General features: G+C 63.7%; 28 protein-coding genes and 1 riboswitch. Of the genes, 17 read left to right on the forward strand and 11 right to left on the reverse strand.

Features of this window, described 5'->3' with window-relative positions; genetic code table 11:
- Positions 1-160: 160 nt before the first annotated feature.
- The 3 genes from NKI96_RS25670 (at position 161) to NKI96_RS25680 (ending at position 1437) form a co-directional block, all read left to right on the forward strand.
- On the forward strand, positions 161-397 hold the full coding sequence (locus NKI96_RS25670; RefSeq protein ID WP_023689015.1) for a hypothetical protein: 237 nt from the start codon (positions 161-163) through the stop codon (positions 395-397).
- 152 nt (positions 398-549) lie between these two features.
- Entirely contained in the window at positions 550-957 is a 408-nt protein-coding gene (locus NKI96_RS25675; protein ID WP_023684822.1) for a heme-copper oxidase family protein, read from the forward strand.
- 258 nt (positions 958-1215) lie between these two features.
- A complete protein-coding gene (locus NKI96_RS25680; RefSeq protein ID WP_023670355.1) occupies positions 1216-1437 on the forward strand; it encodes a hypothetical protein in 222 nt (73 codons plus the stop codon).
- A gap of 401 nt (positions 1438-1838) precedes the next feature.
- Here the strand turns inward: NKI96_RS25680 and NKI96_RS25685 are convergent, their stop codons facing one another.
- The gene (locus NKI96_RS25685; RefSeq protein ID WP_352806843.1) at positions 1839-2168 is read right to left on the reverse strand and encodes a hypothetical protein; all 330 of its coding nucleotides are present in this window, start codon (positions 2166-2168) and stop codon (positions 1839-1841) included.
- A gap of 160 nt (positions 2169-2328) precedes the next feature.
- Here NKI96_RS25685 and NKI96_RS25690 point away from each other — a divergent pair, with 160 nt between their 5' ends.
- The 4 genes from NKI96_RS25690 to NKI96_RS25705 all read left to right on the forward strand — a co-directional run bounded on the left by NKI96_RS25690 (position 2329) and on the right by NKI96_RS25705 (position 3948).
- The gene (locus tag NKI96_RS25690; protein ID WP_352806845.1) at positions 2329-2631 is read left to right on the forward strand and encodes a hypothetical protein; all 303 of its coding nucleotides are present in this window, start codon (positions 2329-2331) and stop codon (positions 2629-2631) included.
- Between the two features lie 341 nt (positions 2632-2972).
- A complete protein-coding gene (locus NKI96_RS25695) occupies positions 2973-3302 on the forward strand; it encodes a DUF1236 domain-containing protein (protein WP_023670359.1) in 330 nt (109 codons plus the stop codon).
- 98 nt (positions 3303-3400) lie between these two features.
- On the forward strand, positions 3401-3616 hold the full coding sequence (locus NKI96_RS25700; protein ID WP_023670360.1) for a hypothetical protein: 216 nt from the start codon (positions 3401-3403) through the stop codon (positions 3614-3616).
- 92 nt (positions 3617-3708) lie between these two features.
- Entirely contained in the window at positions 3709-3948 is a 240-nt protein-coding gene (locus NKI96_RS25705; protein ID WP_352806847.1) for a DUF2934 domain-containing protein, read from the forward strand.
- 165 nt (positions 3949-4113) lie between these two features.
- On the opposite strand, the gene NKI96_RS25710 is transcribed toward NKI96_RS25705, so the two are convergent.
- On the reverse strand, positions 4114-4356 hold the full coding sequence (locus tag NKI96_RS25710) for a hypothetical protein (RefSeq protein WP_023821267.1): 243 nt from the start codon (positions 4354-4356) through the stop codon (positions 4114-4116).
- Positions 4357-4714: 358 nt separating this feature from the next.
- Positions 4715-4827: riboswitch (TPP riboswitch) on the forward strand.
- Between NKI96_RS25710 and NKI96_RS25715 the strand changes: the two genes are divergently transcribed.
- From NKI96_RS25715 to NKI96_RS25730, 4 genes are all read left to right on the forward strand, one after another.
- Complete coding sequence (locus NKI96_RS25715) at positions 4818-5426, forward strand: YkoF family thiamine/hydroxymethylpyrimidine-binding protein (protein ID WP_023670364.1); 609 nt, start codon at positions 4818-4820, stop codon at positions 5424-5426. (Overlaps the previous riboswitch by 10 nt.)
- 255 nt (positions 5427-5681) lie before the next feature.
- On the forward strand, positions 5682-6524 hold the full coding sequence (locus NKI96_RS25720; RefSeq protein WP_023689011.1) for an ABC transporter permease: 843 nt from the start codon (positions 5682-5684) through the stop codon (positions 6522-6524).
- A complete protein-coding gene (locus NKI96_RS25725) occupies positions 6521-7303 on the forward strand; it encodes an ABC transporter ATP-binding protein (RefSeq protein WP_352710042.1) in 783 nt (260 codons plus the stop codon). Before NKI96_RS25720 ends, NKI96_RS25725 begins: the two co-directional genes overlap by 4 nt.
- Positions 7300-8307 (forward strand): ABC transporter substrate-binding protein, encoded by a 1008-nt coding sequence (locus tag NKI96_RS25730; protein WP_352710043.1) that lies wholly within the window; start codon positions 7300-7302, stop codon positions 8305-8307. The genes NKI96_RS25725 and NKI96_RS25730 overlap by 4 nt, the downstream gene beginning before the upstream one ends.
- Before the next feature lie 172 nt (positions 8308-8479).
- Here the strand turns inward: NKI96_RS25730 and NKI96_RS25735 are convergent, their stop codons facing one another.
- Entirely contained in the window at positions 8480-9142 is a 663-nt protein-coding gene (locus tag NKI96_RS25735) for a LexA family transcriptional regulator (protein WP_023727016.1), read from the reverse strand.
- Between the two features lie 80 nt (positions 9143-9222).
- Here NKI96_RS25735 and NKI96_RS25740 point away from each other — a divergent pair, with 80 nt between their 5' ends.
- From NKI96_RS25740 to NKI96_RS25750, 3 genes are all read left to right on the forward strand, one after another.
- Positions 9223-9597 (forward strand): hypothetical protein, encoded by a 375-nt coding sequence (locus tag NKI96_RS25740; protein WP_023831085.1) that lies wholly within the window; start codon positions 9223-9225, stop codon positions 9595-9597.
- An 85-nt stretch (positions 9598-9682) separates the two neighbouring features.
- Complete coding sequence (locus NKI96_RS25745; protein ID WP_352806851.1) at positions 9683-10372, forward strand: GcrA cell cycle regulator; 690 nt, start codon at positions 9683-9685, stop codon at positions 10370-10372.
- A gap of 327 nt (positions 10373-10699) precedes the next feature.
- Complete coding sequence (locus NKI96_RS25750) at positions 10700-11296, forward strand: DUF6456 domain-containing protein (RefSeq protein ID WP_352806853.1); 597 nt, start codon at positions 10700-10702, stop codon at positions 11294-11296.
- Between the two features lie 67 nt (positions 11297-11363).
- Here NKI96_RS25750 and NKI96_RS25755 read toward each other — a convergent pair whose 3' ends face one another.
- Positions 11364-11672: a hypothetical protein gene (locus NKI96_RS25755; RefSeq protein WP_023672486.1), complete on the reverse strand. Its 309-nt coding sequence runs from the start codon at positions 11670-11672 to the stop codon at positions 11364-11366.
- Between the two features lie 203 nt (positions 11673-11875).
- Between NKI96_RS25755 and NKI96_RS25760 the strand changes: the two genes are divergently transcribed.
- Positions 11876-12760, forward strand: coding sequence for an NmrA family NAD(P)-binding protein (locus NKI96_RS25760; RefSeq protein ID WP_023814870.1), 885 nt, complete (start codon positions 11876-11878; stop codon positions 12758-12760).
- 57 nt (positions 12761-12817) lie between these two features.
- On the opposite strand, the gene NKI96_RS25765 is transcribed toward NKI96_RS25760, so the two are convergent.
- On the reverse strand, positions 12818-13585 hold the full coding sequence (locus tag NKI96_RS25765; RefSeq protein WP_155923295.1) for a COG3904 family protein: 768 nt from the start codon (positions 13583-13585) through the stop codon (positions 12818-12820).
- Positions 13586-13732: 147 nt separating this feature from the next.
- The gene (locus tag NKI96_RS25770) at positions 13733-15007 is read right to left on the reverse strand and encodes a DUF763 domain-containing protein (protein ID WP_023689001.1); all 1275 of its coding nucleotides are present in this window, start codon (positions 15005-15007) and stop codon (positions 13733-13735) included.
- A 243-nt stretch (positions 15008-15250) separates the two neighbouring features.
- Between NKI96_RS25770 and NKI96_RS25775 the strand changes: the two genes are divergently transcribed.
- Entirely contained in the window at positions 15251-16243 is a 993-nt protein-coding gene (locus tag NKI96_RS25775) for an HNH endonuclease (protein ID WP_023727021.1), read from the forward strand.
- A gap of 50 nt (positions 16244-16293) precedes the next feature.
- Here NKI96_RS25775 and NKI96_RS25780 read toward each other — a convergent pair whose 3' ends face one another.
- Complete coding sequence (locus NKI96_RS25780) at positions 16294-18249, reverse strand: acyltransferase family protein (protein WP_352806856.1); 1956 nt, start codon at positions 18247-18249, stop codon at positions 16294-16296.
- Positions 18250-18657: 408 nt separating this feature from the next.
- Here NKI96_RS25780 and NKI96_RS25785 point away from each other — a divergent pair, with 408 nt between their 5' ends.
- Positions 18658-19011, forward strand: a complete 354-nt coding sequence (locus tag NKI96_RS25785) for a cupin domain-containing protein (protein ID WP_023821253.1) — start codon at positions 18658-18660, stop codon at positions 19009-19011.
- Positions 19012-19751: 740 nt separating this feature from the next.
- Here NKI96_RS25785 and NKI96_RS25790 read toward each other — a convergent pair.
- From NKI96_RS25790 to NKI96_RS25805, 4 genes are all read right to left on the reverse strand, one after another.
- The gene (locus tag NKI96_RS25790) at positions 19752-20579 is read right to left on the reverse strand and encodes a metal ABC transporter permease (protein ID WP_023685454.1); all 828 of its coding nucleotides are present in this window, start codon (positions 20577-20579) and stop codon (positions 19752-19754) included.
- The gene (locus NKI96_RS25795; protein WP_023754637.1) at positions 20563-21357 is read right to left on the reverse strand and encodes a metal ABC transporter ATP-binding protein; all 795 of its coding nucleotides are present in this window, start codon (positions 21355-21357) and stop codon (positions 20563-20565) included. Before NKI96_RS25795 ends, NKI96_RS25790 begins: the two co-directional genes overlap by 17 nt.
- 26 nt (positions 21358-21383) lie before the next feature.
- A complete protein-coding gene (locus tag NKI96_RS25800; protein ID WP_023754636.1) occupies positions 21384-22265 on the reverse strand; it encodes a metal ABC transporter solute-binding protein, Zn/Mn family in 882 nt (293 codons plus the stop codon).
- A 233-nt stretch (positions 22266-22498) separates the two neighbouring features.
- Positions 22499-23560: a maleylacetate reductase gene (locus tag NKI96_RS25805; protein WP_352463173.1), complete on the reverse strand. Its 1062-nt coding sequence runs from the start codon at positions 23558-23560 to the stop codon at positions 22499-22501.
- Between the last annotated feature and the right edge of the window lie 226 nt (positions 23561-23786).

Here is a 23786-nt window from a genome sequence, read left to right on the forward strand (position 1 = left end):
AAACCATCGCCGGTCCTCCGGCGGACAAGAAAACTGTCACCCATGCTATCGGTCCATTCTGTTACCTATCTATCCGGTTCGGACAATCGGACCTGCGGAACATTGTCTCTCGCCTCAGCGTTCATATCCGCGACGGGACGCTGTTTTTGTGGAGGCCGGTATGGGCCAGTTCGAGATGATCGACCTCGTCAGCGTCGTTGACGCCTGCACGAGCGATCGCGTTGCCGGGCACTGCGTGTCAATGGCCAGGGCGGTGGAGGAGTTGCGAGTGCTGACCGGTGATTTCGTATCGCCGGACGAGACGGTGGCCAACGCGCTGTCGGCAGTGGCGCTGGGGCGCGGCTGCGCGGTGGTGTTCGACGAGCGAGCGGGCGCCGACATCTTGCTGACGCCGTAGCGGGGCGGCGCCGGGTTGTGGCAGCCAGAAAAGTCGAACAGCGTGCAAAAAGCTGTGCAGGCATGGCCCATAAGCGGGCGTGGAAAATTTCTGCGCGTGGGTGTATTCTCCAGGACGCAAGCGGTCGCAGACCGCATAGGGGGAGAAATGACATGCCGAGGGTTTCAGAACTCTTTTTCAAAACTGCCATCTTGTTCCTGATGTTGGGGATTGCGGCCGGCCTGCAGATGGCGATCTCGGGTGACCACGCCGCTTTTCCGGCGCACGCGCATATCAATCTGCTCGGTTGGGTGACGAGCGCCATCTTCGGCGGCTACTACGCGCTCAATCCGCAAAAGGCGGCGCGTCGTATCGCCATGATCCACTACGGGCTCTACACACTCGGCCTGGTGATCATGCTGCCGGCGCTGTATGTGATGCTGCAGGGAAACCCGGCGCTTGAACCGATCGTCGCCGGCGGCTCGCTCATCGTCGCCGCTGCCGTTCTGGTTTTTGCTTTCGTGGTGTTTTCGCCCGAAACGGCGCGCTCGGTGTCCGGCGTGGTGCCGGCTTCTCGCTGACTGTGCGCGCAGCGATCAAGTCCGACCCGCGTTCGCGACCCGCGACGCGGGTTGGCCAGCCCGATGGACAGCCGCTGGTTTGCGGTGTCTACCGCCGCGTGGGCGACCATAACTGAGCCCCACACGTATTATTTCGTGACTATTTGGCGCCGGAACCTTCCCAGATATCGCGCGTTGCGGCGACTGTATTCGCGCTGCCTTATATATAGGCAGCCTTGAGTACGTCCACAGCATGGGTTGGGGGAGGAGCAGGACACCATGTCGAACAGAGAAATCGGAACGTCGGCCTCACTGGGCCGACGCATCGCCGATCTGAAAGCCAGGATGCGAGACGCCAGCGTTACTGAACACGAGATGCAGACCTTCCAGAAGGTCGCAGCCATCATGGGAGGTGTCGAAGGCTCCCTACGCCTCGACGCCGACGACCTGATCGCGGCGTCCTTCGTCACCGAGGCGCTCGGCGATCCCGGGTCGAATTGAAGCCATGCGCCCGTCGGCACTAAGTGCCGGCGGTCGATGGGCCGTTACGCCGGTCGTCTGCGATACTGGAGCGTGTGCGCACCGCCTGCGGCGGACAATCTCTTGCGCACTTTGAAGATTTCAGGCGAGCGGCCTCAACGGCGCTTGGAACATTGGACTTCGCGTTCGTGCTCTCGGCTGCCTCGCGGCTGTCGAAGGTGTGTCGCCGTCCACGTCCAGTCCTTGACCACAAGGGCTAAATTTAACCAAACCGCCAAGGCGCCTTAAACGAAGGATCCGACCAGCCGGATCCTTCGAAATATCAATCGCGATGCTCCGGCATCGCCTTCAGCTCATCCTTGGTCCAACTGGTGACGGCGTGGACGTCCCGGGAAACTCTCGAAAGTCCGCGGTCGCTGCCCTTACACCTCGTCGAACGGGCCGCCGCGCCTTGCCAGGTGGTGACCAATGGCGGCTTCCTCGGCGTCGTCGGGCAAGGCATCGTCACTGTCCTGGTAGGGGTTGTCGTCATCCTCCTCGGGCAGTTCGCCTTCCTTCTCGACTCCGGTGGTGTCCGGCAGGCTTTCCTCATCTGCTCCGTTGGGCAGGACCGTTGCGCCACGCAGCGCATCCCAATCCAGCCGGCGCGGCGTCGGCGCTTCCACGTCGTCATTGGCGATCCTGTCGCGGGCATCGTTTTTGCTCGGTGGCGCCTCGACCTCGTCATTGGGTTTTCTGTTTCGTTCTTCCATGATTGCCTCCTCTGGGCGGCTTAGCGTCGAGAAGGTGGAACTCACTTCCGGCTGTCAGGTTCCGGCAACCACTCCATCTCCGTGGAACCAATTGCCGCCAGTCTGCTTTGCCAAGGACTAGTCTGCTTTGCCAAGGAGATGAATCCAGAGGAGCTGGACCATGAAGACTTTCCCCCTCATCCCATGCGTGCTGCTCTTGGCGCTGGCCGACCCGGCGGCCGCGCAGGACAATAGCGACCAGCACGGCCCTGCCGCGCCTTGCCAGGCGCAGCCTCAGGACGATGGTCAGAAGCCGCCGGTCGCCAATGGCGGCGGCGAATCGACCAGCACGCTCGGTCCCTGCGGCGGCGTGCTGCAGCCGCCGCCCAGTGGTGACCAGGGTATGACGCAGCCGCCGCCGGATCAGGGCAAGACGCCGGTGATCAAGCCTGGCGAGGTGCCTGCGCAGCCGCCGAAGCAATGACCTTTGCTTGAAACTTCACGGCGTGGCACGAAGGCGGTCGGTTCCGATCTTGGCCGGGCGACGCGGTCACCGGATCAATGCCGGCGCCGGCCGCAATCGCCACCGGAATTGGAGCCGTGCATCATCCATGTCGAAGGTCTCCTGAGGGATTGTGCTTCAATGCGAATCTTGCGGGTGCGGGTTCTGCTGGCATGACCGGGAAGCCCATCAATTTAGTCTCCGCTTGCGGAACAAGACCGTACCGGCTGCGTTTGCCTCCAGGAGCCCGCCACCTCGATCTGCGCTGTTTTCGCCTCATGCGGGAACACGGCGGAGCTCGCCAACAACGACAGGAGACGAAGATGAAAACCATCCTTATTCCCGCCGTCGCCGGGCTCGCCATGATCGCTGGTATCGGCATTGCCGCCGCCGACGAGGTGATCGTCACGCAGCCGGCACAGCAGCAGGTGATCATCACCCCGGAACAGCGCACGGTCGTGCACCAGTACGTAAAGAAACATCCGCTTGCCTCGGTCAATCTGCTCGGCGTCGAATTGAATGTCGGCACTGCCTTGCCTGACACTGTCGAGCTGCAGGAGGTTCCCGACGTTCAGTACAGATACGCCGTCGTCGACAACCATACCGTGTTGGTCGACCCCAGCACGCGCAGGATTGTCGAGGTGGTCGAGTAACGCTCGACAACCTAACCATTCATCGGTGATACGGCCCTGTCGTTCTTCCCAAAAGGGCGGCAGGGCCGAATGACGAACATGATGAAAGGAGAATTGCCATGTTGCCGCATGTCGAGACCCCGAACTCCGCCAATGTTGCGGCGTGTTGCGACAAGTTGCTGGCCGAGCGCAACACGGCGCTGTTATCGATGAAGGAAGCGATCGCGCTCCTGCGGGAGCGCACCGGCACCGATCGTTCGGATGCCGACCTCGCGGGGCTGATCGTCAAGAAAGCGGCGCTGCTCGGCGTTGCGGTGATTTCCGACCCGCGCTGAGATGTCTCGTCACTCAAGACGCCGGCCGAATTTTCGGCTAATGTTTTCGTGGAATCTGGACCAACCGACCGGACCCAACCACGGAGGCTTAAGTGACGGACGACAAACAGGACCGCATTCGCCAGCGCGCGCACGAGATCTGGGAAAAGGCCGGCCGGCCTGAAGGCGCGCATCAGGAACACTGGGAGCAGGCCACGGCTGAAGTCGATGGCGCGGTCGCCAAGCCCAAAAAGGCGGTGAAGAAAGCTGACGCCAAGCCCGCCAAGGCAGCCGCCAAGCCAAAGGCAGCGAAGCCTGCCGCCGCAAAGTCCGGCAAAGCCAAATCGAAATAAGGCCAGAAATAAGGCCAGTCGAAATAAAGCAAGGCCGGAATTCGCTGGCCGGGCCATCCTTGGCGCCCGCCGTTCAGGCGCGCCCGAGCCTCTCAACCTGACGAATTGCGCCTGCGACGGGCAGCGCAATTCCTTGTGTTTGGCGACAGCCGCCCCTCATGCCTCTCAGGCATAACTCGACAGCGCAAAGCGAATCCCGGCAGCTGTCATGGCCAGTTCGCATTCGGTGATCTGGCGCAGGTGGCGCAGATAGCGCGTCACGGTCTGTGGCAGCCAGCCGGCGCAGGCCTCGACATAGGCGCGGCTGTGAACAAGGGTGCCGGTCGACAGCCTCTCGTCCTTCTCGGCAACGACTTTCAGATATTGGCGGATGAAGCGGATGTCGTCGGCGATGTCCTGGCTGGCCATTCGCCAGGCCCCGGCGAGGCGTTCACACTGATCGAATGACAAGGGCAACAAAGGGGGGCGGCAATAAAGGCGGCGGCAACAAAGGCGGCGGCAACGACGGGGGTGACAGCAAAGGCTGAGAGAGATCGGCGAAGGCAACATGGTTCGCTGTGTTCAAGGACATTCCTCTCTGCGAAAAGAGATATCGTACTTTATGTACGAATGAGCGTCAAGCCAATTTCGTACGGTTGGGACGATAACGCAACGAACTGACGAGTCGTCTGTTAACGCCCGGGCGCCCGGCACGTCTGGCCCAAAACACTTTCCCGCAGTGCCTCAACAAACGGCTTCCCCAATGCCGCGAACGGTGCTTTAACCCGCCCATCCACAGGGGTGCTCCGTATCGTCGGGGCTGAGATGAGGGCGGCAAGCCTTCGGACCCTAAAGCTGATCTGGATAATACCAGCGGAGCGAGGCGGGCGATGTTTTCAGGCGCACAGATTTCCCTTTATCCCATGACCGACGATTTCGTCGGCGTCATCCTCGGCGCGCTCGGCGCGCTCGATCCCTGGCGCGACCGGCTGCGGATCGAAACCGATGACATCTCGACCCTTATGGTCGGGCCGCCCGAGGTGCTGTTTCCCGCCATGCGCGACCTGTTCGTCGCGGCGGCCAAAAGCGGCAAGCACTGCGTGCTTTCGGCGGCGGTCTCGCGCGGCTGTCCGGGCGAGCCCGACGATCCGATCTGCCGCTCCGACGAGACCGGCGGCCCCGCCATTCCGCTGGACGAGCGCAAGATCGCCGCGATCCGCGCTGTCCAGGCCACGCCGTCGACCGGCCAGCCGGTGGCGGCGCAGTTCTCGCTCTACGTTATGGGCACGGGCGACCATATGGACGAGATCTACGGCTGCATCGATTTCCTGAAACAGTCCGGCGTCTTTGAGCGCTCAAAGAACTTCTGCACCAAATTGCGTGGCGATGCCGGTGCGGTGTTTGCCACGCTCAACGAGGCCTTCTGCCGCTTCGGCCCCGGCGCCGGCCACGTCACCCTCGACATCACGATCTCGGCGAACAGCCCGAGCGCCGTCTGAGCCGCGGCTCAAGCGTCGTTCCTTGAGGATATTGCCGTGGCTGGTTTATCTGACCCATTGCGTGGAGGAGATGCCTCTGACCCCTCAGCACAGAGAGGAGGGGAGCCATTGGCGATTGGCGAAGACCGCGATGCCCACGAATCTCCCCCCTCGAGCAGGAGATGGCCGGCAGGCCAGAGGGGGTCCCAGCGCGTGGAGCGCCGACGTCCTTTTCGCATCGGCAAGGCGTGGGCGCTCTATGCGAGACGACCCCCTCTGTCGCCTTCGGCGACATCTCCCCCTCGAGGGGGGAGATTAGCCGCAGCCATCGCCAAGACCATCCCCGCCGCCTGCGCCTCCGCCCTGCTCCTCGCGGCGTGGGAGCTCTACGCCCGCTATGGTGGCGCTGCGCCCACCATGCTGCCGGCGCCGTCGCGCGTGCTGCAGCAGGCCTGGGAGCATCGCGCTGCCCTTGCCGACAACACGCTGCCCACCATCCGCGCCACATCAGCAGGCTTCGCCTGCTCGTTGGTCGCTGCCTTCGTGCTTTCGGCGCTGGTCGATTTCTTGGCCCCGCTGCGCCGCGCGCTGTTTCCGCTGCTGATCGTCAGCCAGACCTTGCCGCTGGTCGCGATCGCGCCGCTCATCGTACTGTGGTTCGGCTTCGGGCTGATGCCAAAAATCCTGCTTGTGGCGCTCGTTACCTTCTTCCCGATGATGGTGGCGCTGGTCGAGGGTTTTGCCGCGACCAGCAAGGCGATTTCGCAGATGCTCGCCACCATGGGGGCAGGGCGCTGGCGCATCTTCTGGCTGGCGCGCCTGCCTTCGGCGCTGCCCTATTTCTTCGCCGGGCTGCGCATCTCCATCACCTACGCCGTCGTCGGCGCGATCTTCGCCGAATATGCGGGGGCGGCGAAGGGGCTGGGCATCTACATGCTCAATGCCAAGAACAACTTTCGGCCCGATCTGGTGCTCGCCGCGGTCGCCGTCAGCGCCGCGCTCACGCTTGTCTTGTTCGCCATTGCGGTGCTCGTCCAGCGCTTCGCCATGCCTTGGGAGAATGCAGGGAGCGAAAGCCGCGACGGCAAGGTTGAAGCTGCAGAAGAGAACCGTCAATGACGCGGCTCGAACTCCGGGACATCAGGAAGAACTTCGGCGCGCTTGAGGTGCTCGCCGGCATTTCGCTTCATGTCGCGGCCGGCGAGTTCGTCTCCATCCTCGGCCCTTCCGGCGCCGGCAAGTCGACGCTGTTCCAGTTGCTGACCGGCGCGCTGAAAGGCGAGGGCGACATGCGCTTCGACGGCGCGCCATTGCAGGGCAGCCCCTTCGCCTTCATGCCGCAGCGCGACGCGCTGATGCCGTGGCGGCGCGTCATCGACAATGTGACGCTGGGGCTGGAAGTGCAGGGTCTTGGCCGCAAGGCGGCGCGCGAACGCGTCGCGCCGCTGTTTGCCGAGTTCGGCCTTGCCGGCTTTGAGCGCGCCTGGCCGGCGAAACTTTCCGGCGGCATGCGCCAGCGCGCGGCGCTTTTGCGCACCGTGGTGCAGCAGCGCGACATGCTGCTGCTCGACGAGCCCTTTGGCGCGCTGGATGCACTGACCCGCGCGGGTATGCAGCGCTGGCTGGAAGGCATGTGGCAGCGCCACCGCTGGACCGCGCTGCTGATCACCCATGACGTGCGCGAAGCCGTCTACCTCTCCGATCGAATCTATCTGATGTCGGCGCGGCCGGCCCGCATCATCGGCGAGATTGCCGTGCCGCTGCCGCGCCCGCGCACCACCGGCAGCGATGCCGCGCGCCAGGCCGCCGCGCTCGAAGCCGACATCCTCGACACGCTGCTCAATCCCGGGACTGACCGGCCCTCGTTCCCGCAGACCGCTCAAAGGAGTTTTTCATGACCGAATTCACACGCCGGCAGGCTTTGCTGCTGACGCTGGCTGCCGGACTGCCGCTTGCCTCGCGCGCTCATGCGGCTGCGCAAAAAATCACCGTCGCGCTCGACTGGACGGTCAACACCAACCATGTCGGCCTGTTCGTTGCCCGCGACAAAGGGTTCTACCACGAGGCTGGGCTCGATGTTGAGATCCTGCCCTATGGCGATACCGGCGCCGGCACGCTGGTCGCCAACCGCATCGCCGATTTCGGCATTGCCGGCGTCGGCCTGTTCACCCAGCGGGCTGCCGGCGCCGATCTCAAGGCGGTCTACGCCGTGGTCCAGCAGGAGACCGGCCGGTTGGTCTTCAACGCGGATCGCGGCGAGATCAAGAGTCCCAGGAATCTCGACGGTCTGACCTATGGCGGCTTCGGCAGCGCCTGGGAAAACACGCTGATCTCGACCATCATCCGCCACGATGGCGGCAAGGGCGTTTTCGAGACGGTGACATTAGGCACCTCGGCCTATGAGGCGCTGGCCAACGGCTCGGTCGACTTCACGCTGGAGGTCTCGACCTGGGAAGGCGTCGCTGCCGAGCTGAAAGGCGTCAGGCAGCGCGGCTTCCGCTACGCCGACTACGGCGTGCCCGACGAGCACACTACCTTGATCGCCTCCAGCAATGCCTATCTCCAGGCAAACCCGAAGGCCGCATCGGCCTTCGTCGAGGCAACGCGGCGCGGCTACCAATTTGCCTGCGATCACCCGCAGGAAGCCGGCGATCTGCTGATGGCTTCCAACAAGGATGCGCTGACCGACCCGGCGCTGATCCACGCTTCGCTGAAGATGCTCGTCGACGGGCATTTCTTGCGCAGCCAGGACGGCGTCATCGGCACCATCGACAGGGCCAAGATCGAGGCGATCGGTACCTACCTCTTCAGGGCCGGCATATTGCTCGATGGCGATGGCAAGGCTCTGAAGGAGAAGCCGGATTTCGGGGGGTATTTTACGAACGAGTTTTTGGGAGCGTAATCTCCCCCCTCGAGGGGGAGATGTCGCCGAAGGCGACAGAGGGGGTCGGTACGTCCTGACGCGACTTCCTATCGCGGACAGAGGACGTCAGCGCCTTACGCGCGGCGACCCCCTCTGGCCTGCCGGCCATCTCCCCCTCGAGGCGGGAGATTGCGCCTCACCGCCTTCTCCCTCACATATCGATCATCGAGCGCTTCACCCGGCCGATGATGGTGATGGCGCCTTCGAGCGCCGGCGGCGGGATGTCCATGTAGGAGGCCGGCTGGAAGGGCGGGTTCTCGTTGGGGCGATAGCGCTTGTAGGTGGCCTGGCCGCTTTCGTCCGAAATGACATAGCAGCCATTGGTCACCAGCCGCTTGTCCCTGAGGTTGACGAAGATGATCGAATCCGGTGGCGAGATCTTGTTCATCGACGGGCCGTCGACGCGCAGCGCAATCCATTGGCCCTGCTCCAGATCGGTGGTGGGGATGGTCGGATAGTCGCTGAGATTGACCACCGTATCCTGGCTGCCGAGTTCGCCGGCGCTGATCCACGAGACGATGGGCACATCGACGGTGGCCAGCGACGGCATCGGGATCTGCCGGCCCGACTCGTCAAAGCCGAAATGGCCCCCCGCAAGGCTGCCGCCGTCACCGTTGAACAAGAGCCAGCCGGGATCGACGCCGAACAGGCGGCCGTATTTCTCCGCCGCCTTGCGCGACAGCGGCCGGTTACCGTTCTCGTGACTGATCAGCGTGTTCTTGTTGATGTCGCGCAATGCCCGCGCAGCGTCGCTCGGCGAGGCATAGCCCGCCTCCGCCCGCGCCTGCTGCAATCTGTGCCTCGGTTCCTGCATCGTACAAATTGCCTGAAATTTATCGTCCAATATGTACGATTTCGCTTGCGTACGTTTCGTACATATCGTACGCTTAGCGCATGATCGAACAAATCGCAAGCGTTTCCGCAGACATCCTCAGCTTTCTCCCATCGTCCGGGCTGTCCTCCTCCCCGGTCCGGACGCAAACCGGGGCTTCTGCCCCGGATCCGGTCGAACCGTCGTCCCCCCGATCGACCGGAACGGCCGGAGCCGCTCCTCTCCCGGCTCCGGCCACCTCTTCAGCCCATGGCGCCGCCGGTGCGCCAAGGGCTGTTTCCGGCGGGCAGGGCCTTTCCTGCATCCGCACGGAAGACGGCACCGTCATCCTGTTCGACCGGCTGACGGGCAGGGCAGTTTCCGCCATCACCAAAGCTGCCGCCGAAGCCGCCTTGCGGCATCTCGCCGGCTCGCTGCCGGCCGTCAGTATCGGCTGACCGCACCGACCATCCGCTCTGATTTTTCCCGTGGGCCCTCGGGGCCGGCGCTCGGTCTTTGCGCGCGCAATCAATGGATACCGACATGACTGCCTATTCCGACACCGAATTGCAGGAGATCGCCGTCTGGCTGAGGGATGGCCTGTCGGCCACAGGGATCGCCGTCCGCTTCACGGCGCTGCGCGGCAGCCCGGTCTCGCGCAATGCCATCATCGGCATCGTCCACCGCAACAGCGCGTTGAAGACCATCGGCTTCGCCAACCCTAGAGGCGGCAGGTCCGGCGGCCGACCGAGGAAGAATGCGACGGGGAAGACTGCAGCCAACGAGAACACGGCCGGGATTCTGCCGGTTCAGCCGAGCAAGCCGGTAAGGTGGCCTGCAGTTTCGAAGCAGGCCGCACCGGCCACACCGGTCGCCAGGCAAGCCAGACACACGCCGGCCAGGCCTTTGTTGCCAGCCCGTCCGGCGCGCTCCACCCCGGCCGAAGGACGGCTGGTGGTGGACGGCGAAATCTACCGCTTCAATGTGCCGGCGCCGCGCCCTGCCTCGCTCCGGCGCCAGCCGCATGTCGCCGCCATGCGCTTCATCGACTGCCTGTTCGACCGCTGCCGCGCGCCGCTCGACCTGACGCTGGAGGAAGACCCCGACAACGATGCTCCCGGCAGTCGGCCGGGGCTCGAGATGCTGTGCTGCGGCCTGCGCACAAGGGCGCTGAAAAGCTACTGCGAATACCACCAGGCGCGCTTCCACCGACCGGTGAGCGAGGTGGTGTGAGCGGCTGGGCTCCGTTCCTCGCCTCCGGACGACCCCACCAATGATGGAAAGCCGGCGGGACAGCGCCCCCCTCTGTCCTGCCGGACGTTCGTCGCTCGGAAAGCCAAGCAATTGGCTTTCCGTCCGCTTCGCGGACCACTCCTCAACCCCCACGAGGGGGGCGATCGGATATCGCCGCCGATTTCCCCAATTGCCAACGTTGCAGAGGCGCAGCCGCCGAAACTGCCAATCTCCCCCCTCGTGGGGGAGATGCCCGGCAGGGCAGAGGGGGGCGCGAAGGAACGCCAACCTTCCGGCTCAACAACCCAATCCCACAAGGATCCCCCGATGAGCAAAAACACCGCGCAGAAACGGCAGCCACCAAAACTCCCCACAGGCGAAGCCGAGCAGGTGCGCATCCGCCGCGAGATCGGCCATGATTTCGCGCTGAAGGACGATCGCTTCGGCCGCAAGCGGTTGAGCGTCGGCACCGAAGAGGCGCGGCGCGTCTACGAGGTCTCCAATGACGGCTACACCGCGACCGGCGGCATCGTGCGGGTGCGCAATGTCGATCCGCTGGTCGGCATCACCTCACTGACCCGCCAGCAGCGTGAGGCCGGCCAGCGGTTTCGCGACGATTTCGAGCGCGCCTCGCGTGACGGGCTGCGGCCGATGCCGTGGGAAGAGCGCATTGACGGCGGCCGCATCAATGGCGGCATCCCCGACCGCGTGCTCAACGCCGGCCGCGCCCACACCCATGCCATCGCCGCCATGGCCCACTGGGAAGTGGCGGAGGTGGTTCGCAAAATCTGCCTCGAAGGCCAGTCGGTGAAGGCGCTCGCCGAACGCACCGGCGAGGGACGAGATGTGGTGGTGAAGCTGTTGAAGGTCGGGCTCGACCTTTTGGCCGTTGATTACGGGATGATGATGCGGAAGCCGCGATAAGGCCGGCAGCCGCGTAGTGAAGCGGCCGGCCGGCAGATGCCGGCCGAACCGGTTTCACCCTATCGGATCACCGTTCGCAAACGCGAATTTCCTCGACGATCCTGTGATGATGGCGCCAATGCTTGACCAACTCTATGCGGCAATGGCGATGGTGCCTGTGATACCTGTGGTACCTGAAGCCGTTATCGTAGGCATTATACTGGTAGTAAGGGCGAGGAGCGTAGCGATCGTAATAGTCGCCATAGCTGTCATTGTAGTCATCGTCATAGTAGCCGTTGCCGATGCCGATCACGACGCGCCCGCCGGCATTCGCCGGAGCGATCATCGCCGCCGCCGCAGTGATAGCGATAGCCGAAGCAAGCAGGAGCTTTCTCATAGCTGCCTCCTATTCAAGGTTGCGCTAATATAACTCGCTGGACACGACCTCGTTCCATAATTTTGCAAGATGCGAACGACCCCTGCGCCGTGCATTGCGAGGAAAGTCAGCGTCACCTCCTGTCAGCATCGTCCCCCGATTTTTGAACCCTTCGCCGCCCCAGCCATTAATCCGGCATGAATCAGCAAGGGAAGGACGAGACCATGCATGTCATTCTTGGAGGTACCGGCCATGTCGGCTCGGCGGCGGCAATGGCGCTGTTGCGGCAGGGCGAGGATGTCACGGTGGTGACGCGCGACGAGTCGAAGGCCGCATGGTTGGTTGAACAGGGCGCGGAGGCCGCGGTTGCCGATGTGCTCGATGTCGAGGCGCTGCGTGAAGTCTTGCGGCGCGGCAAGCGGGCGTTTCTGCTCAACCCGCCGGCCGATCCATCGACCGACACCGACGCCGAGGAGCGCAAGACGGTTGGCGCCATTGCGACGGCACTGGAGGGGTCCGGCCTCGAAAAAGTGGTAGCGGAATCGACCTATGGCGCGCAGGCCGGCGAGGGTGTCGGCGATCTCACCGTCCTTTACGGCCTCGAGCAGAAGCTGAAGGCCCAGGCCATTCCGGCAAGCATCAACCGCGCCGCCTATTACATGAGCAACTGGGATCAGGCCCTGGAGACGGCGCGGCGCGACGGCGTCATCACCTCCTTCTTCCCGGCGGATTTCGAGCTGCCGATGGTGGCGCCGCAGGATCTCGGCGAGGCTGCGGCGAGACGTCTGCTGGAGCCGGCGGACAAGACCGGCACGCACTATATCGAGGGTCCTCGGCGCTACTCCGCCGCCGATGTCGCCGCAGCCTTCAGTGCGGCGTTGCGCAAAAACGTGCGCGTGGTCACGGTGCCGCGGGAGCGCTGGACAGAAACCTACGAAAAACTAGGCTTCTCCAAAGCGGCGGCCGAGTCCTATGCCCGCATGACCGGGGCCACGCTGGACAAGCCGATGCAGCCGGAAAACCCGGAGCGCGGCACGACCAGCCTGGAAAGCTATATTGCTGCGCTCATCGAGGGCCGGCCGGAAGACCTGTTGAAGGGCGCAGCGTAAAGTGAAGGGTTGCTGTTGAGAAACAGGCGCTTCGACGACCTACGTGGCCCGCTATTCCTATTGCCTGACCGTTCGGCAGTTGCCCGCCGGCGGCGTGGTCTTGCAGATATCGATGGAGGTGCGCGTGTCGCCGTGACCGGTTTCGGTTATCAGATTCAGGTCCAAAAGTTCGTATGTCACGAGGTATCGTATGCTGTCGTCGGGTATTTTTTGCATGGCCGATACGATCCACGAACCTGCTTTCATCTCGGTGAAATAGCTGTCGACCTTGCGTTCATACCATTTGGGTATCGGAACGAGGACGATGGTCTTCTTGCCGTGGATTTTCTTGGCGGCCGGCAGCATGATCCGGTGAATGCCGACAAAGGCGCGGCTGTCTGCCAGGCGCCGTACGCCGCCCGCAAGAACCATCGTACAAGCTGACGAACAGACTGCGCCGACGGGGTTGGCGACGCCGAAGCGGAGGTCGCCCGGCCCGCAGGCTTTTGTGTCTGGCGCGCATTCGGAGAACTCCGTCTTGCCAACCATCGTGTCGAGCCCGCTGGCGCGGATCATATGGCCAAGCGCCATCGCCGCATCGGTCTCGCCGCCCGGGGAATTCAACGCCAAAGGCAATTTGCGGGGGCCGAGTTTTTTCAGCAAAGCCTTCAGCAAAGCTGGCGTGCCGGCCACGATGTGACCTTCCGCCGAAATCCATTCCGGGCATGTCGGCTCGCATCCTGGCGTGCTGTTGCGTACAACGACGAAGTGCATCGGCGGTGTATATGCCAGTATGGCAGGCTCAGGCGTCGTTTGGGCGATCGCGCCGCCAATCGCCAGCAGCACGAAAACCAACGTCCATGCGAATGTCTTCATGCCGAGCCTCGCCTGGCAGAGCATCACTTGAGAAATGGGTCTTTGCAAGCATTATCAAAACAAGCCGAGCACGTGTTTCTATGGGCCGCGCACTATCTCTGCATGATGGACAGGCAGCTACTGGCGGCCCCTGTCTGAACCGTCGTCGCTTTCCGCCGCCCCCTCCCACCCGAACACACTGCGCCCTCCAAGCAGATGCGACTGGTCGAACTCGCCGGCGACGATCTCCTTAAGGCTTGGCCCGGTGACGTAGCGCTCCAGCCGCCGCGCTTCGCCATCCAGCCGCTGCAGCGCGCCGAGCTCTTCCTCGCGGCCGAGCTTGGCCTTGCCGACGGCCGATTTCAGCACCGCGATCGTCTCGTCATAGACTTTCAGCGGCACCGGGAAGGGGTGGCGGTCCTTGCCGCCATGGGCGAGCGAGAAGCGCGCCGGATCGGAGAAGCGGCAGGGCGCGCCATGCACCACTTCCGCCACCATGGCCAGCGCCCGCACCGTGCGCGCGCCGACGCCGGGCACCAGCAGCAGCTCGGGAAAGTCGGCCGGCCCGCTTTCGATGGCGGCGGAAATGTTGCCGTGCAGCCGGTGCATGACGATGTCGCTCTCGCGCACGTCGTGATGCGCCGGCATCACCAGATTGGGCAGCATCGGCTGCGCCGCCGGTTTCGCAGGCGCTGCTTTCGGCGGCGGCTCCAGCACGGCAAGCTCGTCGAGGATCCGTTCCGGGCTCATGGTCTTCAACAGGTCGATCTGGCCGCTACGTGACGGCGCGGCGCGATGGTCGGTCAGGTTGACGATCTCGCCCTGCCGCTCGCCCTCGATCGCCGCATGCGGCTGGTCGACGAAGCTTGTCAGCCCTTCCGACAGCCAGTGATAGCGCCGCGCCTGGCGGCTGTCGCCGTTCATGCCTTGCTGCACCACCACCCAGCGGCTGTCGTCGGTGACGATGAAGCCGTGCAGATAGAGGTCGAAGCCGTCCTGCACGGCCGCACTGTCCACTTTGGCGACCAGGCGGCTGGCGGTGGCGAGTGCCGCGCCATCGATGCCGACGCGTTCGCCGATCGCGGTCAGCTCCTGCGGCGTCTTGCGCGAATGCGCGCCGCGCCCGCCGCAGACATGGATGCCGAGCTCGCGCGACATCGGGTTCAGCCCGCGCTTCAGCGCGCCGACGACCGAGGTGGTGATGCCCGAGGAGTGCCAGTCCATGCCCATGACGGCGCCGAAAGACTGGAACCAGAACGGATGCGCCAGCCGCCGCAACAGCTCGTCGCGGCCATAGTGATGGATGATCGCCTCGCACAGCACAGCGCCCAGCCGCGTCATGCGATCGCCCAGCCATTTCGGAACCCGCCCGCCATGCAGCGGCAAATCCGCACTGCCGCTTCGCTGCGTCAAGTGAATGCTCCGTGGATGCCGCGCACCGGCGGTGCGCCTGTGATGTAGATGGCATTTGGGGGGCGATTTGCAAGCGGGGTGGGGGCGGCGACTATCGTCGCCCTACGCTCTTCTTGGTGTCTCGCCGAAAGATGCAGTTACGCCGCCTGTCGCACCTGGCAATAAGGTCGGCTCCCTGCTTGAAGGCGAGACAGGTCTCGAATAGAGCTTATCCAGCCGACGGCAACTATTAAAACCAAAACGATGTCGCAATTCTGGTGGGTAAATCACAGTCAGACCGCCCGCCAAGAGATCGACGGGCAATATCTCTGGTCGCCCAAAACTCAGAAGAATGGGGCACGCAGCGAGTTCTACAAAAATATGCGTCGGGCGACACCTGGTGACCTCGTGTTGTCTTTTTTCGGTCAAGCCGTGCGCTATATTGGTCGGGTAGCGGAGTTTGCATTCACAGCACCGAAACCACCGGAGTTCAAGAACACTGGAGCCAATTGGAACGAGGAAGGTTGGCTTCTCCCGGTGTATTGGGCGCCGCTCCTGCCGACGGTGCGCCCGTCGGACATAATTGGCGAATTGGGTCCGCTTCTGCCTCCCCGATACTCGCCCATCGACCCAAACTCCGGATCAGGCCGTCAAAACGCCTATCTCGCGAGCGTATCGCAAGAGGTGTTTCACACCATTGTCGCGGGTACAGCTTTCGACCGCGAAGCTCTGAGGCGTGGTGGCGCAAACAGTCTCACTTTCGAAGTCGTCAATGAAATTTTAGAGGACGTCGTTGAGCGCCGTATCCGAGATGACCTCCAACTCGAGGACACTGTAAAGACGAGCGTCATTCAAGCTCGTCGCGGCCAAGGTAAATTTCGTTCCAATGTCGAAGCCATGGAGCGCTCGTGCCGACTCACAGGGGTCACCAATCCCTCGTTGCTGATTGCAAGCCACATCAAGCCTTGGCGCCTATGCGCTTCCGCGCAGGAGCGCTTGGACGGCATGAACGGGCTGCTCCTCACGCCTGATGCCGACCACCTCTTTGACCGTGGCTTCATCAGTTTTGAAGATAGCGGGCAGGTCCTCATATCCCAGCGCGTCGACAAGACTGATTTGCGGCGGCTCGGTTTCGAGCAATTGGTGATGCAGAGTTTCGGCTTTGCCGAAGCCCCCGCCGTCTGGCGCACTAGCACCTTCACCCCGCCGCAGCAGGCTTACCTCGCTCACCATCGAGAGGATGTGTTTGTGGCATAGCTCCCATCAACTGAGCGGTCAGCCGTCAGGTCCCCCTACCTCGCCGCCCCCTAAAACACCGCCTTCTCCAAGACCGGCTCCAGTGATTCAGCAAATGGCGTCGCCAGGTGGTGCCGGTCGCGGAAGGCGAGTTGGCCGTTGATGAAAACGTGGCAGGTTTGGGCGTCGCAGAACTGGCTGGTCAGGTCGACATAGGTGGCGCCGGGCACGCTGCGCACGACGTCGCGCTCGGCCGCGGCGATGTCGTCGTTCGCCGCCGCGTCCCTCGGCGTGTCGCAGACTTCAGGCACCTGCCCGCGCCACAGCGCCCGCGCCACGCATTTGTCGGCATAGCTTCCATTGTAGGGAACGTCCCGGATTACCGCGACCTTGATCCCGGCCCGGCTGAATGCCGCCAGCGTCCAGCGCAGGCCGGCCTTCCACTCCTCGTTCCAATCGGCGTGCTTCAGTTCCTCGGGTGATTCCTTCATCACATTGCCGATCGAGAATTCCGAGATCACCACCATGTGCGGGTGCAACGCGATAATGTCCTTGACCGATTGCTCCCGCCACTGGTCGCATTCGGTGTAGTCGCGCTTCAGCCGCCAGTTCCAGGTCGTCACCCGCGAGGCACGGCAGGACGATTTGAGATAGGTGACGAGGCGATAATTGTTCTTGGCCGCCGCCTCGATCAGCGGCGTCGACCAGTGGTCGGCATGCGAATCGCCGAACAGCGCAATCGAGCGTCCGGCGTCCTTGTTGCCGAACACGCAGGCCTTCGGCGTCACCGTCTCAAAGGAGAGAATACAGCCGGCCGCGCGCGCCGTGGACGGCTGCGCGGCGCTGGCGGCAATGCTGCGCTGCTCAGGGTCCAGATCGTGGACGGCAAGCCTGGCATTGGCGTAGGCGGCTGCGACGCCGGTGCCGGTCAGGAGGACGGCCGGCACCAGCGCCCGCGCCGCACTGGCCATCAGCCAGCCATTGCGGCGGATCGGGTTTTCGATGACATGATAGGTGAACCCCGACAGCGCCAGCGTCAGCGCCAAGCAGCCGAGCCGCTGCAGCGGCGAAAGTTCCGGCGTCAGCATCGTGGCATAGACGATCACCGGCCAGTGCCAGAGATAGAGCGAGTAGGAGAGCTTGCCGATCCATTGCAGGGGCGGCAGCGCCAGTGCCTCGATCGGGCTTTTCTTAGCGCTCTCCTGCTGCGCGTGCGCCGCTCCTGCCAGCAGCAACAGCACGGTGCCGGCCACCGGCACTAGGGCGAGGAAACCCGGGAAGGGCGTTTCGTCGCTGAAGGAAAGATAGGCGCTGGCAATCAGCGCCAGGCCGAGCCACGCCAGCGGCGTGGCGAGCCGCGGGCGGTTTTGCCAGACTTGCTGCGGCACCATGCTGGCCAGCCCGCCGGCGGCGAACTCCCAGGCGCGTAGCGGCGAGAAATAGAAGGCCCAGGGCTGCGAGACCGTGGTGAGCCACGCGCAGACGGCGAATGAGACGAGGCCGGCAATGCCGATCACCAGGATCGCGCCGCGCTTGCCGGGGCGCAGCCATGCCGCCAGCACAAGCAGCGCCGGCCAGGCGACATAGAACTGCTCCTCCACCGACAGCGACCAGAAATGGACAAACGGGTTGCTGGCCGCATCGGCGGCGAAATAATCGAACGACCAGCGGATCAGCCACAGATTGATCATGTAGGCCGAGGCGAACATGGCGCCTTTGGAATAGAGCGATTGTTCCTCCGGCGACAGGATGAAGGCGCCGGCCACCAGTGTGGCGAGGATGACGAACAGCGACGCCGGCAACAGCCGCCGAGCGCGCCTGGCATAGAAGCGCCACAGGTTGAGCCGCCCGGTCTCGGTGATTTCGGCAAGCAGGTGTTTTGTGATCAGATAGCCCGAGATGACGAAGAAGATGTCGACGCCGGTGAAGCCGCCGGGCAGGCCGGTGAAGCCGAAATGAAAGGCGATCACGCCTGCCACCGCCAAGGCACGCAGTCCTTCGATATCGGGCCGGAACGATGCTGACACGATTTGCCACCTCGTGCTGGTGCATGACCCCGCCTCGGCGAGTAACGATCGCGCCGGGATCATACGTGCGGCAGCTTTGCGCCCAACGGGACACGTCGCTGCAACCGTTGACAGTCGGACCAAGACTCCGCCCTATGGGTCGATATCGCAATGCAACAAATCTAACGCAGTGCAACATTGGAGGAGGCGACGCCGCTGATCTCCCCCCTTGAGGGGGAGATGGCCGGCAGGCCAGAGGGGGTCGGTTCGACCGGACTCGGCCCAATCCTGCAAGTGAAGGCAGGCGCTCCACGCGCGGCCACCGCCTCCTTCGCCAAATCTCCGACATCCGGGGTCGGCCCTTGCGTTGCCCCCGTCACACGCATCGGCTATCCAACCGGCAGCCATGCAATTCAAACGGAGCCCTTCATGACCAACACCACCATTCTCAAATTCGGCGCCGTCGAGCATGCCGAGGGCGGCGACTTGCCGGGCTGGATCGTTGTCGCGGGCCGGCCGACCATGCAGACCGCCGTGCAGCACACCACCGCCGACGGCAAGGTGCTGTCGGGCACCTGGCGGGCCTCGCCCGGCACTTATCACGCCACCTACACCGACTATGAGTTCGTGCACATGATCGCCGGCCGCATCATCATCACGCCCGATGGCGGCACGCCGGTCGAGGTCGGTCCGGGCGATGCGTTCGTGGTCGAAGCCGATTTCAAGGGCACCTGGCAGATCATCGAGCCGGTAACCAAGCACTTCGTCGTCAAGCTTGCTTGATCGACGTCGCCAGGGTCGCCTGATCGGCTCGTCGTCAGGCTTGCTTGATCGCGTCGTCGGCAGTTCCTGATCGGTGCCGATACACATCGACCGGCGCGGTTCATCGCCAGCGTCCCCCTCGCCCAGCAGGGGGAGGGGGACGTAGCGAAGCGAATATCGGTTAAGAGGGCGTCACCTCGTTCGCTTCGAACCGATGCGGATCGAAAAGCTGAGACGATGGCGTTCTGCGGAGCCTGGTCGAGATAACGCAGGCCAGGACTGCTGCCGGGTCGCCGGCGCGTCAGCCAAGAGCGAGCGGCGCACTTCGAGAGTGCATGCCGCCCGTCCGGCGCCGGGCCGTCAATGCTGTTGTTACGAAACCCCCCAGCCCCGTCTCAACCGCCACGGCCATGGCGTGACCCATGGCTTGCTATACGCATGCAGCACCGCGGTCTGTCAACGCCGCCCGCAATGGCCGCGGGGGGTCGCCTTTGCACCTCCCGGCCAGCTTCCAACCGGCCGCGCGGACGCCATTCGCCGCTACAAAATGCGCTTGAAATGGCGGCTTTCCGGGTGTTCCGGCCGCTCCGGAGCGGCCCTTTGGCGCGACAGAGGTCGCGATCTAGGCGATTGGATGAATTTGTCTTTCGCGGCTGAAACGTTTCAGGAGCCGGTTTGTAAACCTGACTTTTTTTGGGTGTATTTCCCTCACGTCAGTTTTGCACTCCAGCCGGCTCGATCGACCCGCCGGAGGGCAAGCCTCAGGGGCCGGCGTCGGCGCTCTGAGTCTCTCGGACCGACGGGCGCCGGACCATGCCGCTGACGACATAGGCCGCCGCGCCCAGCGCCGTGATCCAGAAGCTCGTCGGCCAGTCGGTCAGGAAGGCGAGCGTCAGGCTGATCCAGGCGATGATCACGGCAAGCGCGATGGACGTCAGCACGCCGGCTCCGACGCCGCTGGTAAGCCTGAGCGCGGTGGCTGCAGGCGCCACCATCAGCGCGAAGACGAGCAGCACGCCGACGATCTGCACCGCCTCGGACGTGGCGACGGCGACCAGCACCATGAACAGGGTCGAGACAAGAGTGAGCGGCACGCCGCGCGCTTCGGCGAGTTCCGGCTGCAGGCTGGCGAACAGCAGCGGCCGCGCGATCAGCAAAAGCGCGACAAGGATCGCCACCGCCAGCACCGCAAGCACGATAACGGTGCGCAGGCTGATGCCCAGCACATTGCCGAACAGCACGTTGGTCGCCTGCGAGGCGAAGGCGGTGTAGAAATGCAGAAACAGCAAGCCCAAGCCGAGCGACAGCGTCAAAACGATGCCGATGGCGACGTCGCGATGCGCGCGTTCGCCGAGCAGGCCGATGCCGATGCCGGCGGCGACGGTAAACACGGTGAGGCCGAGAAACGGCGACAGCCCGATCAGGCCGGCGCCGGTGGCGCCGGGAAAGCCGACATGGGAGAGCGCATGACCGGCGAAGGTCTGGCCCCGGAGCACGAGGAAATAGCCGACCGCGCCCGAAACGATGCCGACGATGGTGCAGGCATAGAAGGCGTTGCGCATGAATTCATAGTCAAAGATCGTGGACATGCGCCCCGCTCTCCAGTTCGACATCGTCGGCCATGACGAAGATGCGGCCGGCAACCCGCACCACATTGATATGCGTGCCATAGAGTTTCGACAGCACCGGACCGCTGATGACCTCGTCGACGGAACCGATCGCCGCCTTGCGGTTGCCGAGATAGAGCACGCGGTCGACGGCGCGCAGCAGCGGGTTGATCTCGTGCGAGCAGAACAGCACGGCAATGCCGAGCCGCTCGCCGATCTGATGCACCAGGTCGATGATCGCGCGCTGATGGCCTGCATCGAGGCTGATCAGCGGCTCGTCGAGCAGCAGCAGTTGCGGATTGCCGATCAAGGATTGCGCGATCAGGATGCGCTGGCGCTCGCCTCCGGAAAGCTCGCCCAGCGGCCGCCGCGCAAGGTCGCCGGCGCCCACCTCTTCAAGAGCCTTCCACGCCGCCTCCTTCTCGGCAGCCGATGCGACGGGCCAGCCCCAGCGATGCCCGCCGGCGGCACTCAGCACGAAGTCGAGGCCGCTGACGCCGACATCGCCAAGCGCGCGCCGCGCCTGCGGCATATAGCCGATGTCGGCGTTGCCGCGCGTCGGCGATTTGCCAAGCACCGAAATGGCGCCGCCGGCCGGTTTGATCAGGCCGAGAATGGCGCGCAGCATCGTCGTCTTGCCGGCGCCATTGGCGCCGAGCAGGCCGACAAAGGCGCCTTGCGGTAGAGAAAAGGAGACGTCGGATAAAACCCGGCGTCCCCCATAGGTCAGCGTGACCCTGTCGAATTCGATTGCGTTCATTTAGTCACATTCATTCGCAGTCACGTTCATTGTGTGCGGGCGGCGAGCGCCTTCTGGACCGCGTCGATCTGGCCGCGGAACCAGGTCTGGATCGTCTGGCCCGCCGGTTCCGTCTCGGTGACGCCGATGACAGTGACCTTATTCTGCCTGGCGATGTCGAGCAGCCTTGTCGTTGCCTCGTCGGTCACCTGCGAATTGTAGAACAAGATCTTGGCCGAGCCGTCCTTCAGGCTGTTTTCGAACGCCGCCACCTGCGTGGCGCTCGGCTCCGCATCGTTCATCAAAGCCACCTGGAAATCGTAGTTCAGCATTTTCAGGCCGAGCGCTTCCGCCATGTAGCCGAAGACCGGCTCGGTAGCCGTCACCTCGGTGCCGCCATAGGTGTTCTTGACGTCGGCGATTTCCTTGTCAATGGCCTCGAGCGAGGTCTGGAATGCCTTGAGATTGGCCTCGTAATGCGCTGCATTGGCCGGATCGCGTTTGGCAAGATCGGCGCTCAGCGCCTTGGCGATGGCCGGCAGCGTCGCCGGGTCGTACCACAGATGCGGGTTGTCGCCCGACTTCTTGCCGATCAGGTCGGCGGCGACGATGGTCGTGCGATCCTTGGCTGTCGAGGCCGACAGCAGCTTGTCCATCCACGGATCGTAGTCGGCGCCGTTGTAGATGACGATCTTGGCGTCGGCGATGGTGCGCGCCGTCGACGGGCTGGTCTCGAACAGATGCGGATCGTCATCGGGATTGGCCAGGATGCTGGTGACGGCGACGTTGCTGCCGCCGATCTGGCGGGCAAGGTCGCCATAGAAATTCTCGGCCGCCACGATGGTCAGCTTGTCTTCGGCGCGGGCAGCCGTGCCGGTCAAAAGCGGCACCGCGACGAGCAGCGCGGCGAGAAAGGGAATGCGACGCATCCGTGGTCTCCTTGCAGTCTGAAAGGTATGTCGCCGGAGAGGCGGGCTGTGTAACTGTATAACAGTAACAATATAACGTTTGCTTCGAAAATACGGTTGATGTCAATGGGCTTTTCGAGCCGCGCAGTTTTTCACGCGCACAAAAGCGTGAGCGGCCTGCGCCGATCAGGCGGAGCCACTCATGGCGGTCTTCCTGATGAATTCGCGGCGGGTAAGTTCCTTGCTTGTTGCAGTCAGTTTTGCGGACGCCTTCCCTCCCACGCGTCCTGCAACAGGGCGCGGATTGCGGCGCGGTCGAAAGGCCGCGGATTCCAGTATGGGTTCCTGGTCGCAATCTCAGCGGCGCGGTCGAGATCGGCCTGCATGAGGCCGAGTTCTTTCAATGTAAGGGGCGCGCCGACCGCCTTGGCGAAATCCTGGAGACCGCTACCGGCGCTGCTGCCAAACAAGTCGGCGACCGGCTTCAACAAGTCGGGCACCGCGGCGGCGTTGAAGCCGATCGTGTGCGGCAACATCACCGCATGCGTCTCGGCATGCGGCATGTCGAAAGAGCCGCCGAGCGTGTGACAGATCTTGTGATGCAGCGCCATGCCGACGGCGCCGAGCACCGTACCGCACAGCCAGGCGCCGTAAAGCGCATCGCCGCGTGCATCGATGTTTCCAGGCTCCTTGGTCAACACCGGCAGCGCAGTCTTCATGGCGCGCAATCCTTCTTTCGCCATCAGGGTGGAAATCGGATTGCGATCCTGCGCGTAAAGCGCTTCGGCCGAGTGCGCCATGGCGTTGAGTCCTGACGCGACGCTCATCGCTATCGGCAGGCCGACGGTCAGCTCTGGATCGTAGATCACCACTTCCGGCAGGATCCTTGCGTCACGCATTGTGGTTTTTTCGCCGTTCTCGGTCTGACCGAGGATCGGCGTCACCTCCGAGCCGGCATAGGTGGTCGGGATGACGATCTGCGGCAGGTCGGTGCGCCAGGCGATCGCCTTGCCGAGACCGGTGGTCGAGCCGCCGCCAAGCGCGACAACGCAGTCAGCGTTGACCTCGGTCGCCTTGGCCATTGCCGTTTGGGTTACCTCGACCGGCGTGTGCATGGCGGCGCCCGAAAAGGTGCCGGCCGCCAGCGCGCCGAGGGATTCGGCAAGCGCCTCGCCGTCGGCAGCCCGATGCGGCGTCGACAGCACCAGCGCGCGATTGCAGCCGAGTTTTTCGATCCAGGTGCCCACCTCGGACGACGCGCCATTGCCGAAGACAATATGCGCAGGGCTGCCGGAGTAGGTGAACGTCCTTGTCATGCCGATCCGCTCCCTTTGCATATTATCACTGTGACGGAGCCGAAATCGAGCGGCCAGCTCTCGCTGCCGACGACATCGTTTGCGTCGTCACCGTCTCGCAAGCGGGCCCTGATCTCTCCCGCGTACTCGCAAACGTATCGCCTTGACCACAAAAACGTCAAAAAAGTATCAGTGAGGTGGACACACCGTGGTGGCGGCTGCATGAATTGCCGCCTAAGCTTCGATC

It is taken from the genome of Mesorhizobium sp. M0292, assembly GCF_040321695.1.
Lineage (GTDB): Bacteria > Pseudomonadota > Alphaproteobacteria > Rhizobiales > Rhizobiaceae > Mesorhizobium.

What these genes read in the sequence shown, in the direction of transcription:
- NKI96_RS25805 (WP_352463173.1), bottom strand. Translation starts at nt 23,560, where the DNA reads ATGACAAGGACGTTCACCTACTCCGGCAGCCCTGCGCATATTGTCTTC.
- NKI96_RS25695 (WP_023670359.1), top strand. Translation starts at nt 2,973, where the DNA reads ATGAAAACCATCCTTATTCCCGCCGTCGCCGGGCTCGCCATGATCGCT.
- NKI96_RS25730 (WP_352710043.1), top strand. Translation starts at nt 7,300, where the DNA reads ATGACCGAATTCACACGCCGGCAGGCTTTGCTGCTGACGCTGGCTGCC.
- NKI96_RS25785 (WP_023821253.1), top strand. Translation starts at nt 18,658, where the DNA reads ATGACCAACACCACCATTCTCAAATTCGGCGCCGTCGAGCATGCCGAG.
- NKI96_RS25670 (WP_023689015.1), top strand. Translation starts at nt 161, where the DNA reads ATGGGCCAGTTCGAGATGATCGACCTCGTCAGCGTCGTTGACGCCTGC.
- NKI96_RS25715 (WP_023670364.1), top strand. Translation starts at nt 4,818, where the DNA reads ATGTTTTCAGGCGCACAGATTTCCCTTTATCCCATGACCGACGATTTC.
- NKI96_RS25800 (WP_023754636.1), bottom strand. Translation starts at nt 22,265, where the DNA reads ATGCGTCGCATTCCCTTTCTCGCCGCGCTGCTCGTCGCGGTGCCGCTT.
- NKI96_RS25680 (WP_023670355.1), top strand. Translation starts at nt 1,216, where the DNA reads ATGTCGAACAGAGAAATCGGAACGTCGGCCTCACTGGGCCGACGCATC.
- NKI96_RS25755 (WP_023672486.1), bottom strand. Translation starts at nt 11,672, where the DNA reads ATGAGAAAGCTCCTGCTTGCTTCGGCTATCGCTATCACTGCGGCGGCG.
- NKI96_RS25760 (WP_023814870.1), top strand. Translation starts at nt 11,876, where the DNA reads ATGCATGTCATTCTTGGAGGTACCGGCCATGTCGGCTCGGCGGCGGCA.
- NKI96_RS25790 (WP_023685454.1), bottom strand. Translation starts at nt 20,579, where the DNA reads ATGTCCACGATCTTTGACTATGAATTCATGCGCAACGCCTTCTATGCC.
- NKI96_RS25690 (WP_352806845.1), top strand. Translation starts at nt 2,329, where the DNA reads ATGAAGACTTTCCCCCTCATCCCATGCGTGCTGCTCTTGGCGCTGGCC.
- NKI96_RS25700 (WP_023670360.1), top strand. Translation starts at nt 3,401, where the DNA reads ATGTTGCCGCATGTCGAGACCCCGAACTCCGCCAATGTTGCGGCGTGT.
- NKI96_RS25675 (WP_023684822.1), top strand. Translation starts at nt 550, where the DNA reads ATGCCGAGGGTTTCAGAACTCTTTTTCAAAACTGCCATCTTGTTCCTG.
- NKI96_RS25750 (WP_352806853.1), top strand. Translation starts at nt 10,700, where the DNA reads ATGAGCAAAAACACCGCGCAGAAACGGCAGCCACCAAAACTCCCCACA.
- NKI96_RS25775 (WP_023727021.1), top strand. Translation starts at nt 15,251, where the DNA reads ATGTCGCAATTCTGGTGGGTAAATCACAGTCAGACCGCCCGCCAAGAG.
- NKI96_RS25745 (WP_352806851.1), top strand. Translation starts at nt 9,683, where the DNA reads ATGACTGCCTATTCCGACACCGAATTGCAGGAGATCGCCGTCTGGCTG.
- NKI96_RS25795 (WP_023754637.1), bottom strand. Translation starts at nt 21,357, where the DNA reads ATGAACGCAATCGAATTCGACAGGGTCACGCTGACCTATGGGGGACGC.
- NKI96_RS25685 (WP_352806843.1), bottom strand. Translation starts at nt 2,168, where the DNA reads ATGGAAGAACGAAACAGAAAACCCAATGACGAGGTCGAGGCGCCACCG.
- NKI96_RS25725 (WP_352710042.1), top strand. Translation starts at nt 6,521, where the DNA reads ATGACGCGGCTCGAACTCCGGGACATCAGGAAGAACTTCGGCGCGCTT.
- NKI96_RS25735 (WP_023727016.1), bottom strand. Translation starts at nt 9,142, where the DNA reads ATGCAGGAACCGAGGCACAGATTGCAGCAGGCGCGGGCGGAGGCGGGC.
- NKI96_RS25710 (WP_023821267.1), bottom strand. Translation starts at nt 4,356, where the DNA reads ATGGCCAGCCAGGACATCGCCGACGACATCCGCTTCATCCGCCAATAT.
- NKI96_RS25740 (WP_023831085.1), top strand. Translation starts at nt 9,223, where the DNA reads ATGATCGAACAAATCGCAAGCGTTTCCGCAGACATCCTCAGCTTTCTC.